Annotated in this window: 14 protein-coding genes; 7 read left to right on the top strand and 7 right to left on the bottom strand. The window is 71.1% G+C overall.

What is annotated here, in order from left to right; genetic code table 11:
• Positions 1-18: 18 nt before the first annotated feature.
• From AB0917_RS12050 to AB0917_RS12040, 3 genes are all read right to left on the bottom strand, one after another.
• Positions 19-858: an ABC transporter ATP-binding protein gene (locus AB0917_RS12050; protein ID WP_366819390.1), complete on the bottom strand. Its 840-nt coding sequence runs from the start codon at positions 856-858 to the stop codon at positions 19-21.
• The gene (locus AB0917_RS12045) at positions 831-1,718 is read right to left on the bottom strand and encodes an ABC transporter permease (RefSeq protein WP_366819389.1); all 888 of its coding nucleotides are present in this window, start codon (positions 1,716-1,718) and stop codon (positions 831-833) included. The genes AB0917_RS12050 and AB0917_RS12045 overlap by 28 nt, the downstream gene beginning before the upstream one ends.
• Positions 1,719-1,977: 259 nt before the next feature.
• Entirely contained in the window at positions 1,978-2,079 is a 102-nt protein-coding gene (locus AB0917_RS12040) for a putative leader peptide (protein ID WP_311586523.1), read from the bottom strand.
• A gap of 74 nt (positions 2,080-2,153) precedes the next feature.
• On the opposite strand from AB0917_RS12040, the gene AB0917_RS12035 reads away from it, so the two are divergent.
• The 6 genes from AB0917_RS12035 to AB0917_RS12010 all read left to right on the top strand — a co-directional run bounded on the left by AB0917_RS12035 (position 2,154) and on the right by AB0917_RS12010 (position 7,101).
• Positions 2,154-2,576 (top strand): YjbQ family protein, encoded by a 423-nt coding sequence (locus AB0917_RS12035; protein WP_366819388.1) that lies wholly within the window; start codon positions 2,154-2,156, stop codon positions 2,574-2,576.
• A 109-nt stretch (positions 2,577-2,685) separates the two neighbouring features.
• Positions 2,686-3,090 carry an FKBP-type peptidyl-prolyl cis-trans isomerase gene (locus tag AB0917_RS12030; RefSeq protein ID WP_366819387.1) on the top strand — a complete coding sequence of 135 codons (405 nt, stop codon included), beginning with the start codon at positions 2,686-2,688 and terminating at the stop codon, positions 3,088-3,090.
• A 229-nt stretch (positions 3,091-3,319) separates the two neighbouring features.
• Positions 3,320-3,712, top strand: coding sequence for a hypothetical protein (locus AB0917_RS12025; protein ID WP_366819386.1), 393 nt, complete (start codon positions 3,320-3,322; stop codon positions 3,710-3,712).
• A 255-nt stretch (positions 3,713-3,967) separates the two neighbouring features.
• Complete coding sequence (locus AB0917_RS12020; protein WP_366819385.1) at positions 3,968-5,362, top strand: pyridoxal-dependent decarboxylase; 1,395 nt, start codon at positions 3,968-3,970, stop codon at positions 5,360-5,362.
• A gap of 240 nt (positions 5,363-5,602) precedes the next feature.
• Positions 5,603-6,391 carry an IclR family transcriptional regulator gene (locus AB0917_RS12015; protein ID WP_366819384.1) on the top strand — a complete coding sequence of 263 codons (789 nt, stop codon included), beginning with the start codon at positions 5,603-5,605 and terminating at the stop codon, positions 6,389-6,391.
• A gap of 8 nt (positions 6,392-6,399) precedes the next feature.
• The gene (locus AB0917_RS12010; protein ID WP_366819383.1) at positions 6,400-7,101 is read left to right on the top strand and encodes a 4'-phosphopantetheinyl transferase superfamily protein; all 702 of its coding nucleotides are present in this window, start codon (positions 6,400-6,402) and stop codon (positions 7,099-7,101) included.
• On the opposite strand, the gene AB0917_RS12005 is transcribed toward AB0917_RS12010, so the two are convergent.
• Positions 7,059-7,814: a helix-turn-helix transcriptional regulator gene (locus AB0917_RS12005; protein WP_366819382.1), complete on the bottom strand. Its 756-nt coding sequence runs from the start codon at positions 7,812-7,814 to the stop codon at positions 7,059-7,061. The two genes, AB0917_RS12010 and AB0917_RS12005, sit on opposite strands and share 43 nt — an antisense overlap.
• A 53-nt stretch (positions 7,815-7,867) precedes the next feature.
• On the opposite strand from AB0917_RS12005, the gene AB0917_RS12000 reads away from it, so the two are divergent.
• A complete protein-coding gene (locus tag AB0917_RS12000) occupies positions 7,868-9,061 on the top strand; it encodes an MFS transporter (protein WP_366819381.1) in 1,194 nt (397 codons plus the stop codon).
• A gap of 279 nt (positions 9,062-9,340) precedes the next feature.
• Here AB0917_RS12000 and ssuE read toward each other — a convergent pair whose 3' ends face one another.
• From ssuE to AB0917_RS11985, 3 genes are read right to left on the bottom strand one after another with little or no spacing between them, the layout of a single operon-like run.
• Entirely contained in the window at positions 9,341-9,874 is a 534-nt protein-coding gene (ssuE, locus tag AB0917_RS11995) for an NADPH-dependent FMN reductase (RefSeq protein WP_366819380.1), read from the bottom strand.
• Positions 9,875-9,890: 16 nt separating this feature from the next.
• The gene (locus AB0917_RS11990; protein ID WP_366819379.1) at positions 9,891-11,414 is read right to left on the bottom strand and encodes an FAD-dependent oxidoreductase; all 1,524 of its coding nucleotides are present in this window, start codon (positions 11,412-11,414) and stop codon (positions 9,891-9,893) included.
• The gene (locus AB0917_RS11985) at positions 11,411-13,492 is read right to left on the bottom strand and encodes a molybdopterin oxidoreductase family protein (protein ID WP_366819378.1); all 2,082 of its coding nucleotides are present in this window, start codon (positions 13,490-13,492) and stop codon (positions 11,411-11,413) included. Before AB0917_RS11985 ends, AB0917_RS11990 begins: the two co-directional genes overlap by 4 nt.
• Positions 13,493-13,656 lie beyond the last annotated feature (164 nt).

Here is a 13,656-nt window from a genome sequence, read left to right as displayed (position 1 = left end):
GGGGGAAGGGGGCGCGGCTCAACCGCCCGGGGCTGCGGCAGGCGCGGCCACCCCCGCTGCCTGCCGCGCGCTGCTCTCAGCACCGGCACCGGCACCGGCATCGGGCCCGCCCTCGACGCCCAGCTCGGTCAGCAGACGGGAACGCAGGGAGGCGAACCCGGCGGCACCGACACCGCGCGGCCGGTCCAGCGCGACGGGCGTGTCGTACGCGATCCGCCCCTCCCGCATCACCAGGACCCGGTCCGCCAGCAACAACGCTTCGTCCACGTCATGGGTGACCAGCAGGACCGCGCAGCCGCGCCGCTGCCAGAGCTCGGCCACGAGCCGCTGCGCCTTGATCCGGGTCAGGGCGTCCAGCGCGCCGAACGGCTCGTCGAGCAGGAGCAGATCGGGCTCCCGTACCAACGCGCGGGCCAGCGAGGCTCGTTGGGCCTCGCCGCCGGAGAGCGTCTTGGGCCAGGCGCCCGCCCGGTCGGTGAGCCCGACCTCCGCCAACGCCTTCTCGGCCAAGCCCCGTTCGGGCTTCCCCGGCAGCCCCAGCAGGACGTTGCGCCAGACCCGCTTCCAGGGCATCAGACGCGGCGCCTGGAAGGCCACGGCGCGCCGTCGGGGCACCAGGACCGTGCCCGCTATCTCGCGGTCGAGACCGGCCAGCACCCGCAGCAGGGTCGACTTGCCGCACCCGCTGCGCCCCAGCAGCGCGGTGAACTCCCCTGTCCCGAGGGTGAGATCGAGGCCGTCGATGACGGCACGCCCGTCGAAGGCCCGGGTGAGCCCTTCGACCCGTACGGCGGCCTCGGGTGCCCCGGCCGGGGAGGGGACCGGTGCGCTCACTGGCCGGTGAAGGTCGGTCGCCATTGCAGCAGCAGCCTTTCGAGGGTCCGGACGATGACGTCGGCGGTGAGGCCGAGGAAGGCGTAGACGACGAGGCAGACGACGATCACGTCGGTCCGGAAGAACTCCCGGGCCTGGTTCATCAGGAACCCGATCCCGGCATCGGCGTTGATGGACTCACCGAAGACGAGCGCCAGCCACGCGGTGGCCAGCGAGTAGCGCAGCCCGGTCATGGCGCCGGGCAGCGCCCCCGGCAGCACCACATGGCGTACGAGCCCCCAGCGACTGAGCCCCAACGACTCACCCGCCTCGATGAGTTGGGCGTCCACACCACGGATCCCCGCATACACGTTCACGTACAGATGGAAGGCGACCCCGAGCGCGATGAGCGCCACCTTCGGTGCCTCGCCGATCCCGAGCCAGATGATGAACAGCGGGATCAGCCCCACCCAGGGGACGGTGCGCAGCATCTGCACGGTCGCGTCGACCAGGTCCTCACCAAGCCGCGAGAGCCCCGAGACCAGCGCGAGCACCGTCCCGACGACTCCGCCGAGCACCAGTCCCACGGCCACCCGCTGGAGCGACACGCCCATGGCGGCCGGCAGCGTTCCGTCCGCGATCAGGCCGCCGCCCGCACGGGCGATGGTTCCCGGCGAGGCGAGCACATCCGGGTGCAGGACCCCGGTGGCGCTGAAGACCTGCCACAGGGCGAGCAGCAGCAACGGCCCCACGGTGCGCCGCAGCCACCGGGGCACGGACCGCAGCCGCACCCGGCGTACGGACGCCGGGACGATCGGCTCCAGGGCGGGTGGCGTACGGCTGCCGGGGGCCGGGGTCTTCTCCAGGCCGACGGGCAGGTCGGGTGGTGCGTGGCTGATGGTCACGAGGGCTCCACGGGAGGTCGTACGGAGGTGGCGATCGGCAACGGAGCCACACCTCGGCGCCCCGGGTCGCGGCACACCGGGTGACCCGGACACGTGTCAGGGGACCGGCAGGCCGGAGCCGACGGATCAAAGGCGTCGGAACCGGCTGTCGACAGGCCGAAGCGGCCCGCACGGAGGTGCGGGGCGGAAGACACGGCCGATGGGGCGCAGCGGGCGCAAAGGCCCGGTCAGAAGTGGCCCGAATGGGGCTGAAGGAACGTCAGCAGCCGCGACAACAGGCGGCGGATGCCACCCGCAGCAGGTCGATGTGACCGCGCGAGGTGAGCAGAGCTGATCGGAACATGGCGATGAACGTAGTCATCCGGTCAGGACACGGTCAATGGTGTCTCGGAGCGTGGACGTGTCATCTCGCCCCCTGAAAGGGAAGATGGAGGCATGTCCGATTCCTTCACCACCACTGTCCTGAACATCACCACGGGTACCGCCGAGAGCGTCACGGACCTGACGCGGGAGTGCGAGGAGTTCCTCACCCGGGCGGCGGCCGGCCGGGACGGCCTGCTGAACGTCTTCGTCCCCCACGCCACCGCGGGCATCGCCGTCCTGGAGACGGGCGCGGGCAGCGACGACGACCTCCTGGCCGCCCTCCACCACCTGCTCCCGGCGGACGACCGCTGGCAACACCGCCACGGCAGTCCGGGCCACGGCCGCGACCACGTACTCCCCGCCCTCGTCCCGCCCCACGCCACCCTGCCGGTGATCGGGGGAGCGCTGGAGCTGGGGACCTGGCAGTCGGTGTGCTTGGTGGACACCAACAGGGACAATGCCGACCGCCAGGTCCGGCTGAGCTTCCTCGGTTAGGGGGACGGCCGAGGGGAACTCCGGCGTAGCGTGATCGCCTGCCGCATGGAAGGTCCATGTGTCCGGTCGGCCCCTGCGAGGGAATCCGGTGGCGAGCGATGGGACCGTGATGAGCGAACTGACGAAACCCGTGGTCGAGGTTCCGGAGGGTGACGCGCCCACCGAACTGACGATCCGGGACCTCGTGGTCGGGGACGGCCCCGAGGCGCGGCCGGGCAGGGTCGTCCAGGTGCACTACGTAGGGGTGACGTTCGCGTCCGGGAGGGAGTTCGACTCCTCCTGGGAGCGGGACCGGCCGTTCAAGTTCGCCGTGGGCGGTGGCAGGGCCATCAAGGGCTGGGACCGGGGCGTCAGGGGAATGAAGGCCGGCGGCCGGCGCGAGATCATCGTTCCCCCGCGTCTCGGCTACGGCAGTCAGTCACCCTCTTCGCTGATCCCGGCGGGCTCGACGCTGATCTTCGTCGTGGACCTGCTCACGGTGGTCGGCGGCCCGCCGGAGCGAGGCCCCGCTTGACGGGATCGGCCTGAACTCGGCGCTTCCCAAGGGCTGGGGACCTCGTTGCTCGTACGGAAGGACAGACGCACTCACCGACAGACACCTCATCGAGGAGCGGTTCCCGTCGTCATCGAGGAAGGAGAGCGAAGCGGGAGGAGAGCGGAGCCGCACACCGACACCTGCTGGGCACCGCCCCGCAGCTCAGGCCAGTACACGTCATGAGCCTCACCGAAGGACCCCCATCCGCATGAGCACCCCCGACACTCTCCCCCCGCGGTGGCCGGTACCTCCCGCCCCGCCCGCCCACGACCCCGCCCTGTTCGCGCGGGCGATGCGGGACATGCGCCTGACGTGGCGTGCCCGCGGGATCCTGGCCGAACTTGCCGTTGGCTACACCCCCGGGCAGGAACCCACGATCAGTGAGCTGGTCTCCCTCACCCGCGACGAGCGTCTGGCTGCCGAGGGCCGCGAGGCCTTCCGCAAGGCGGTCGGCGAGCTGCGCAGCCTCCGCTACCTCTCCCCGGACGCCACCACGGCCTCCGGTGTGGGGGAGCGTCTGGTCGTCGATCTCGCCCCGGCTGCGGAAGCCTGCCTGATCCCGCGGCGTTATGGCATCGGCCTGTCCGAGGACGGGAGTTGACCGCCCCTGCCGGGCCGGCAGAACTTCCGTCAGATGTTCCGGCGGCGGCCGGGACGGGACCGGGGTGTCACGATTGCCACCCGCCGCGCCGGGCTGAGACTGTAGGCCGGAGAGGCCGAACAACTCAGCCGCTGGGACGAGTTGGTCCGACCGGCGGACGGCGGGCTCCGGTTCCGTGTCCGGGAAGCCGGTCACGCTGGATGTGCTGGGTGTGCAAGGGCCGTTACCTTTTCGGTGTGACGAACGGAGTGCAGTGTGCATCCTGACCTGGCGGCGGATCTGGAGCGGCTCCCCTCGATCCTGCGGTCCGTCCGGGAGCACGTGACGACCTTCCTGGACGGGTTGGAGGAGCGGGAAGTCGTTCCGTCGTTTCAGGTCCCGCAGGACGCTGTTCTTCCTGAACGGGGGAGCGGACTGCGGGCCGCGCTCGAGGACTTCGCGGAGCGCTGGGAGCCCGGTCTCTCGGCGAGTGCGGGCCCGCGGTACCTGGGCTTCGTCACCGGTGGCGTGACCCCGGCCGCTCTCGCGGGGGACTGGCTGACGGCCGCGGTGGACCAGAACTCCATCTCGTCGCTCGACGGCGCGGGGCGGCAACTCGAACGGGAGACGGTCTCCTGGCTCCGCGATCTGTTCGGGCTCTCCGCTGAGCACGAGGGAACGTTGGTCAGCGGGGCGACGATGTCCAACATGGTCGGCCTCGCCGTAGCCCGGGAATGGCTCGGGGAGCAGCTCGGCGTCTCGCCCGCCGAGGCGGGAGCGGGCGTGCTGGGGACCGTGCGGGTGCTGTCGGGCAGCCCTCATTCCAGTGTGCCCAAGAGCCTGTCGATGCTGGGCCTGGGCAGGGCGTCGCTGGCCCTGGTTCCCACCCTGGCCGGGAGGGAGGCGGTGGATCCTCTCGCGCTGGAGGCGGCACTCGAGCAGGCCGACGGCCCGTGCATCGTGGTGGCGAACGCGGGCACCGTCAACTCGGGCGACTTCGACGACCTCCGCGCCATCCTGCGGCTGCGCGGCCGCTACGACTTCTGGCTCCATGTGGATGCCGCTTTCGGCGGGTTCGCCGCGCTCTCACCCGCGTCGGCGTACCTGGTGGACGGCATGGATGGCGCCGACTCGGTCTGCGTGGACCTCCACAAGTGGCTGAACGTGCCGTACGACAGCGCGGTGCAGTTCACCCGCCGTCAGGATCTTCAGGTCCGTGTCTTCCAGAACGCCGCGGCCTACCTCGGCCCGGTGGGGGACGGGGTCGAACGTGTGCACCAGACACCGGAGAACTCCCACCGGCTGCGCGCGCTGGCGGCCTGGTTCACCCTGCGTGCCTACGGGCGGGACGGGCACCGCGAGATCGTCGAACGGTGCGTGGCGTGCGCGCGCTCCCTGGCCGTGTCCATCGACGCCTGCCCGGACCTGCGGCTGCTGGCTCCGGTCCGGCTCAATGTCGTGTGCTTCACCCTCGCCGAGAACCCCACCGCTGACCGGCTGGCCGCCCTCGCCCGGAAAGCGGCCGATCGCGCCTTCCTCACCCCGACCGTCTACGCGGGTGTTCCCGCGTTGCGTGCCGCGTTCAGCAATTGGCGGACCACCGAAGCGGACGTTCGTACAGTGTTCGAAACCCTGCGAGAAAGCGTGCCTGACGGCCCGTCGGGGGTATGAGGCGCCCTTGAGGGCCGGCCCTTCGACGAGGGGGCGCACTGCCCGGCCTCCGGTCGGTGCGGCGCGCCCTCTCGCACCTCAGCTCTCTGTGCGGTAGACCGCCCCGACCGAACGCTGTTCGTAACCACTACGATATTCGAACGGTACCCTTTCGGCAGTGCGCACAACTAGAGTCATGTGCGAACAGGATTAAAGAAATTCGGTAGGCGTGTTCGGCTGTGACTTCCAAGGGGAAAATCCATGGTTCAAGCGGTGCACCGAGCGGTCCAGGTACTCAAGGAATTGGCGACCGGGACTCAACGGCTCGGAGTGAGTGAGCTGGCGATCCGGCTCAACGTTGCCAAGCCCACCGCCCATGCCTTGCTGCGCACGCTGGAGTCGGAGGGGCTGGTCACGCAGGACGAGGAGACCAGCAAGTACCAGCTGGGACCCGGACTCGTCACGCTGGGCAACGCCTACCTGGACTCCCACAAGCTGCGCATCCGGGCCGTCACCTGGGCGGACATCCTCGCCACCCGCACGGGATCCGCGGTCTGGGTCGGGGTCATGGTGGACCGGCAGGTCCTCGTGATCCACCACGCCTCCCGCCCCGGTGCCGCCGTCCAGACCCTGGACACCGGAGCCAGCCTCCCCTGGAACACCTGCGCCCTGGGCAAGGCGATCGTGGCGTTCCTTCCGCCCGAGCAGCGCACCGCCCTCCTGGGCGCGGAACTGGCCCGGGTGACCGGAGCCAGCATCGATGACCCGGAGGTTCTGGACAAGCAGCTCACCGGCGTACGCGAGATCGGGTACGCGCTGGACAGCCAGGAGTCCACCCTCGGGGACGCCTCCGTGGCGGCGCCGGTCTTCGACCACACCGGGCAAGTGGCCGGCGCCATCGCGCTGGTGGGCCCGGTCGAGCGCTTCCTGGACGAGTCCGCACACCACGAAGGAGCCATCGCCACGCGGGAGATAGCCCGAAGCCTCTCCCGTGACCTCGGCGCCCCCCGCAACGCCGGCCTGAGCGCCGAACGGCCCCTCACGCCGTGATCCGAAGGGTGCCGGCTCAGCCCTCCGCCCCGGCGGCCGAGGAGGCGGAGACCTGGCTGCTGGAGCCCCACGCGGCAGGCGAACCGGCCCTCGACCTCACACTCCTGAGCGAGGAGGAACGCCGTACGTTGCGTCGGATCGGCGACGTCAGGACCGGCGTGCGGTACGCCGCCGCGCACATCTGGCTGCGCCGGCTGCTGGGGGAGCGGATCGGGGTTCCGGCCGCGAACGTCCGGTTCACCCGCGAACCCGGCCCCGGGGGGAGCGGGTCGCGGCAGGGCCGGCCGGCCGTCCTCGACCCGACCGGACGGACCCACTTCTCCCTCTCGTACGGCGGCGATCTCGTGCTCATCGGGATCGCCGCCCAGCCGGTGGGGGTGGACATCGAACCCGTACCCGAGGCCGCGAGAGCGCGCACGCTCGCCCGTGCGCTGCATCCGGCGGAGGCGGCGGAGATCGCCGCGGACGATGACGTGCCCCTGGCGTTCGCCCGCATCTGGACGAGGAAGGAGGCCTACCTCAAAGGCATCGGCACGGGGCTGAGCCGCGCGCTGGACGCCGACTACCTCGGCCTGCGGGCTTCCGCGGCCTCCCCGCGGGGGTGGGCGCTGTCCAGCCTGGACGTGGCCCGGGGCTACGCCGCGGCCGTCGCGGTCCGGACCGGTCGTCAGGCCTTCGCGCCGCCTGCCCGGTGCCTGCCCGGGGTGTGACCGTAGGCCTGGCGGAAGACATCGATGAAGGCACTGGCGGAGGACCAGCCGCACCGGTGTGCCACCGTCGTCACCGGTACGTCCTCGGCCAGCAGCACCAAGGCCTGGTAGAGGCGCAGTTGGGTGCGCCACTGAGGGAACGTCATGCCGAGGTCGGACGTGAACAGGCGGGACAGCGTGCGAGCACTGACGCCGGCCTCCTTGCTGAGCGCTGCCAGAGTGCGCTGTTCGCTGGGGTTCGCCCGCAGGATGTCGCAGATCTCCTTGAGGCGGGTGTCGGTGGGTGCCGGAAGATGCAGTGCCTGCTGCTTGGACGCCGCCAGCTGGTCCAGCAGAACCGCCCGCAGCCGGCGACGCTCGGCACCGTCGTCGTCCGGATCACGTGTGTAGGCGAGGATCAGCTCGCGCAGGAGGGGCTTCACCGTCAACACGGTCGGCGCGTCCAGCCGTAGCGGATTGTCCGTCGCGGGCAGACCCACCAGCCGCAGGTCGAGCGCCCCGTGGGCGTGGTGCGCGTGCACCGTGCCCGCCGGCACCCAGATCGCCCGGGTCGCGGGTGCGATCCAGGTCCCGATGTCCGTCGTGATGGCCAGAACACCGCGCGCGGCATAGATGATCTGATGATCATCATGACGATGGGCGTCGATGTCCGTTCCGGGCGCCAGCCACTGGGTGCGCGTCGGAGCGATGGGCTCATGGCGAATATTCTTCATTACTTGTCCTTTTATCGGAAGCGCGCCGATGAGTCCAGGGCGACGATGGTCCGGTGGCAAAGAATCGAGCAATCACTCTGCTGTCGATCGGACACGCCTGCGTCGATGTGTACCAGGGCGCCGTGGCCGCGCTGGTCCCGTACTTCGTAGCCGAACGCGCGTACACGTATGCCGCGGCCTCAGGCATCGTCCTCGCCGCATCGCTTCTGTCCTCGGTGGCGCAGCCTCTGTTCGGGGTGCTCACCGACCGGCGTGCGATGCCCTGGCTGCTCCCCGTGAGCACGATCGTGGGAGGCCTGGGCATCGCGCTGAGCGGACTGAGCGGCTCCTACGCCCTGACCCTCGTCTTCGTCGCCGTGGGCGGCATCGGTGTCGCCGCGTACCACCCGGAATCCGCCCGCGTGGCGCGCATCGCCAGCAAGGGCAGCAACACAGCCATGGGCTGGTTCTCCCTGGGCGGCAACCTCGGGTTCGCCTTCGCCCCGATCCTGATCGCCGTGGTCGTGGGAACCGGTGGCCTGGGGCTCTCCCCTCTGCTCATCTTTCCCGCCCTGATCGGCAGCGCCCTGTGCCTTCCCGTACTGCGCGGGCTGGAACGTACGGCCGCCACCTCCGGCGCCCCGGCGCAGGCACCCGCCCAGCGCGACGACTGGCCGTCCTTCACGAAACTGGCTCTCGCCGTGGTCTGCCGGTCGATCGTCTTCATCGGCCTGAGCACCTTCGTCTCGTTCTACGTACGGGCGCGTACGGGCGGGGGCATGGCAGCCGGGACGGCCGCGCTGTTCGTGCTCTATCTCGGTGGCGCGGTGGGCACCGTCCTCGGAGGCAAGCTGGCGGACCGCTGGGACCGCGTCCCCGTGGTGCGTCAGTCGTACCTCCTGACCGTCGTCGCCGTGGCAGGGCTCGTCCTCGTACCGGGCCCTGCCATCTACCTGTTCGTGGCGCTGACCTCCGCCGGGCTCTACATCCCCTTCTCCTTGCAGGTCACGCTCGGCCAGGACTACCTGCCCAACCGCGTCGGCACCGCCAGCGGCATCACCCTGGGCCTGACGATCAGCATCGGTGGCCTGTTCAGCCCGCTGATCGGACGTCTGGCCGACGCCACCTCCCTGCAGACCGCCCTCATGCCGCTGATCGCCCTGCCAGGTCTGGCCTGGCTGCTGTTCTGGACCCTCGCGGAGCCGGCGACGCCCGATCGGCTCACCGCGGCGACCGCCACCCCCGCCTCGGAGGAGGTGAAGAGCTGATGTCCTCCTCACGCCCTTCCGGGAGGGACGTCGCACCGGCACGGGAACACACCCGCGCGGACCACGACGCGATACCGGCGCGGGACGCGTGCCCGCTGCGCAATCGCGGATGCCGAGCCACGCCGGCCCAGCCCTCCTGGCGGCTGGAGTCCACCCACCCGACCTCACAGGGCGAGATCGAATACTGCCGGTGCTCCTGCGGGGCGAGGGTCATTCTCCACAACGGCGAGTTATCGGCCTTCATCCCGGACGAGCGGGCGCCGTGAAGAGGAGAGGGCGTCAGGAAGGGGCCAGTAAGGCCTTGCGGAACTGTTCCATCACATCCTCGAGGCCCTCCGTGCTCGTCGGCAGAATGCGCAGCGTTCCGCTGCTGACGTCCAGATGCTTGTCCAGCAGGAAGAAGCTCTGCACCACATGGCGGGCCCCCAACGAGTGGGCCACCGGGCGCAGCGCGTAATCGAGAGCCAGCACATGTGCCGTACTGCCCCCGGTGGCCAGTGGGAGCACGGCCTTTCCCGAGAAGCCGAACTGGGGAAGCAGGTCCAGGAAGGTCTTCAGCAGGCCGGAGAAGCTGGCCTTGTAGGTGGGGGTGGCCAGGACGATCCCATCCGCCTGGGCGACCTGCTCCACCGCGGCGGAAACCGCCGGATGCGCGACTTCCGCGCCGAGCAGCGGCGCAGCCGGCAGGGTGCGTACCTTCAGATGCTCGGTATGCCATTCGTACCTGCCCAGCTGCTGCGCCACGAGTTCACCCAGACGTTCCGTCCTGGAGGTGGGCGACGGGCTTGCGGAGATCACCAGAATCTTGGACATAGTCACTCCTCGGGTATCAGGGGGCCAGCAGTTCCGGCACCGGGTCGTGGTGGGCGTCCCGCCGCGGGTGGGACGGGGAGAGGCGGTCCACCGGACGGTCCGGCTCTTCGCCGGTCCTCCCGGCGTCGGCGTCGGGCTGGTCGTGCTTCGTACGGAGCCACTGGCAGATCTCCCGCACCGAGCCGCGGCATCCCCCGCAGCCCGTAGTGGCCCGAGTGGCCTGGGCGAGTTCGGCCTCCTCACGCGCGCCCCGCAGCCAAGCGGTGGCGAGATCGTTCTTGGTGACGTTGCTGCAACGGCAGATGACGGTCTGCCCGGGGAGGGCCCCCGGATCCGGCGCGGGGCCGGCCACGGCGCGCCCCATCAGCAGGGAGAGGCGGTCGTTGGGCGCGGCGGCCCCGGAGTCGAAGAGCTGACCGACAGCCGCGACGGAGTCAGGGAAGCCCAGCAGCACAGCGCCGACGACCTGAGAGTCCAGCACCGACAACCGGGCGTACTGGCCACGCGAGGGGTCGGTGAGGACGACGGTCTCGGCGCCGGCGACTTCACGTTCGCCCACGCCGATGACGGCAAGGTCCACGCCACGGACCTTGAGCCGGGTGATCGTACGGGTGCCGGTGTAGGGGCGCGGTTCACCGGTGAGCACCCCCGCGAGCACCTCTGCCTGCTCCCAGGCCGGGGCGATGAGCCCGCTGACCTCACCGCCGACCTCCGCGCAGTCCCCCAGGGCGTGGATACGGGGGTCGCTGGTACGCAGGTACTCGTCCACCACGACACCGCGTCCGACCCGCAGCCCGGCATCGCGGGCCAGTGACGTTTCCGGCACGACCCCCGCGCAGACGATCAGCAGGTCGGCCGGGACGGAGGAACCGTCGTCGAGGGCGAGCCGGTCACCGGTCCAGGCAGTGGCGGTGCGCCCGGCGAGGACACGTACCCGAAGGCCGTCGAGGGCCCCCTCCAGCAGCGCTCCGGCGGCGGGGCCCAGCTGACGGTCCATCGCATGGGCCCCGCCGTGCACGACCTCGACGCCGTACCCGCGCTCGGTCAGGGCGCGAGCCACCTCCAGACCCAGCACGCCGCCGCCCAGGACGGCGATACGGCCCCGCACGGGCAGCCGGTCCTCCACGAGCCGGCAGTCGGCCAGGGTGCGCAGAGCGACGACCCCCTTGGCGGGCTGCCCTTCCTCGTCGGCCAGTCCCCTCAGCGGAGGGAGGAAGCACGCCGCGCCGGTCGCCAGAACGAGATGGTCGTAGGGGAGGACGACGCCTTCGCCGGTCCGTACGTTCCGCTGCTGCCGGTCGATGGAGGCCACGCTCACACCGGTGCGGACCCGGACCCTCCCTTCGGGGTGCTGTGCGAGGTACGTCGCCTCGGCGGTCAGCCGGCCCGCGAGGACCGAGGGCAGCAGCACCCGGTTGTAGGCCGGTTCGCACTCCGCGCCCAGAACGGTGACGTCGGTGCCGGGGGCGCGCGCACCGAGCAGTTCGGCGAGGCGGTGCCCGGCCGGCCCGTTGCCGACGATGACGATGCGACGGCTCACAGCTGATCACTTCCCGGTATGCCGCGGTCGTCGTCCATGGGTTCCAGACGCGCCGCGCACACCTTGAATTCCGGCATACCCGATGTGGGGTCCAGGGCGGAGTTGGTCATCGAATTGGCTCGCCCGGCGCCGGGAAAGTGAAAGGGCAGGAAGACCGTGTCGGTGCGCAACGAGGCGATCGTGCGTACCCGTGCGACGGTTGCGCCCCGGCGGGAGACGACGCGGGCCAGGCGACCGTCGTGGACTCCGGCCCGCAGGGCGGTCTCCGGATGGACCTCGACGAACGCCTCAGCCGCGGCCGCCACCAGCTCGGGGACGCGCCGTGTCTGAGCGCCGCTCTGGTAGTGCGCCAGCACCCGGCCGGTGGTGGCGTGCAGCGGGTACGTGGCGTCGGGGAGCTCTGCGGCGTCACGGTGGGTCACCGTACGAAACCGGGCGCGGCCGTCGTCGTGGGCGAAGCGGTGCAGGAAGAGCCGCGGTGTGGACTCGCCCTCGGTTCGGCTGGGCCAGTGCACGGGAGCGTCGAGACCGTCGAAGTCGATGCCGCCGTAGTCCGCGGGGCCGCCGGCTGAGGCGCGCCGCAGCTCGGCGAAGACCTCGCGGGGCTCGGCGGGGAACCGTTCAGGCGCCTGCCCCAGGCGGAGGGCGAGTTCGCGCAGCACCCAGAGGTCGTTGCGGACGCCGTCCGGTGGGTCGACAGCGCGGCGGCGGCGAAGAACTCGCCCCTCCAGGTTGGTCATCGTGCCGTCCTCCTCGGCCCACTGGGTGACCGGCAGCACCACATCCGCCATCCCGGCCGTTTCCGAGGGGACGAAGTCGGCGACCACGAGCAGGTCGAGGGCGGCCAGCCGGGCGGTGATCTGCCGGGCGTCGGGAGCTGAGACCACCGGGTTCGAACCGAACACGAGCAGGGCCCGGGGCCCGCCGGGACGGCCGAGGGACCGCAGCAGTTCGTAGCCGCTGGGCCCCGCGCCCGGCAGCTCGCCCGGGTCCACGCCCCACACCCCGGCCACGTGGGCGCGGGCCGCCGGGTCCGTGATCCTGCGGTAGCCGGGCAGCTGATCCGCCTTCTGCCCGTGCTCCCGGCCGCCCTGGCCGTTGCCCTGCCCGGTCAGACATCCGTAGCCGGACCCCTCCTGTCCGGGCATGCCGAGCGCCAGCGCCAGATTGATGTAGGCGGCCACCGTGTCGGTTCCCTTGGAGTGCTGTTCCGCGCCGCGTCCGGTGAGCAGGTAGCGGCGTTCGGCGGCGGCCAGCATCCTCACCGCGGTGTACTGGTCCGCCACGGGCACGCCCGTGACCCGCTCGACCCTCTCCGGCCACCACTCGGAGGCCCGGCGCCACGCCTCCTCGAAGCCGGTCGTCCTGCGTGCGACGTACGAGCGGTCCAGGTGGCCGTCCGCGACGGCCGCGTGGAGGAGACCCAGCGCGAGAGCCAGATCCGTACCCGGCGCCGGGCGCAGGTGGAGGGCCGCGCGCTCGGCCGTGGCCGAGTACCGGGGGTCTATCACGATGAGATCGGCCCGCTCCAGGTGCTGCATCAGCGGAGGCATCGTCTCGGCCACGTTCGCACCGGCGAGCAGGACCACATCCGCTGCCGCCAGATCGGTGACCGGGAAGGGAAGACCTCGGTCCACGCCGAAGGCGGCGGCGCCGGCCGCCGCGGCCGAGGACATGCAGAATCTGCCGTTGTAGTCGATCTGCGACGTGCCCAGGGCGACCCTGGCGAACTTGCCCAGCATGTAGGCCTTTTCATTGGTCAGCCCGCCGCCGCCGAAGACGGCCACCGCATCCGGCCCTGACGCGTCGACGATCCGGCGCAGCCGTGCGGCGGTGTGGTCCAGGGCGGTCGGCCAGCTGACCCGGCGGTGGGCGGCCTGGGGGCCGTGGCGCAGCAGGGGCGAGGTCAGCCGGTCCGGCACGGAGAGCAGTCGGGGGGCCGTCCATCCCTTCGCGCACAAACGGCCCGCGTTGACCGGGAAGTCCTCGTCCGCCTGGACCGTGACCCCCTCATGCGGTGAGACCTCGAGTCTGGTTCCGCACTGGAGGGCGCAGTAGGGGCAGTGTGTCCTGACCATCCTCAATTCCTCACATGGTGGTCAGCTCCGGCCGACGTACCGGCCGGAGCGGAGGGACGGGCGGGTGGGACCTGGCGTTCGAGTTCCAGACCCTGATGCCGGTGCGCGAGCTGAAGATCCGTGGTGCGCACAACCAGTCCAACGCCCTCGCGGCGCTGGCCCTG

This window comes from Streptomyces sp. NPDC007346 (genome assembly GCF_040703535.1).
GTDB lineage: Bacteria > Actinomycetota > Actinomycetes > Streptomycetales > Streptomycetaceae > Streptomyces.
This window is presented reverse-complemented; position numbering and strand designations above follow the sequence as displayed.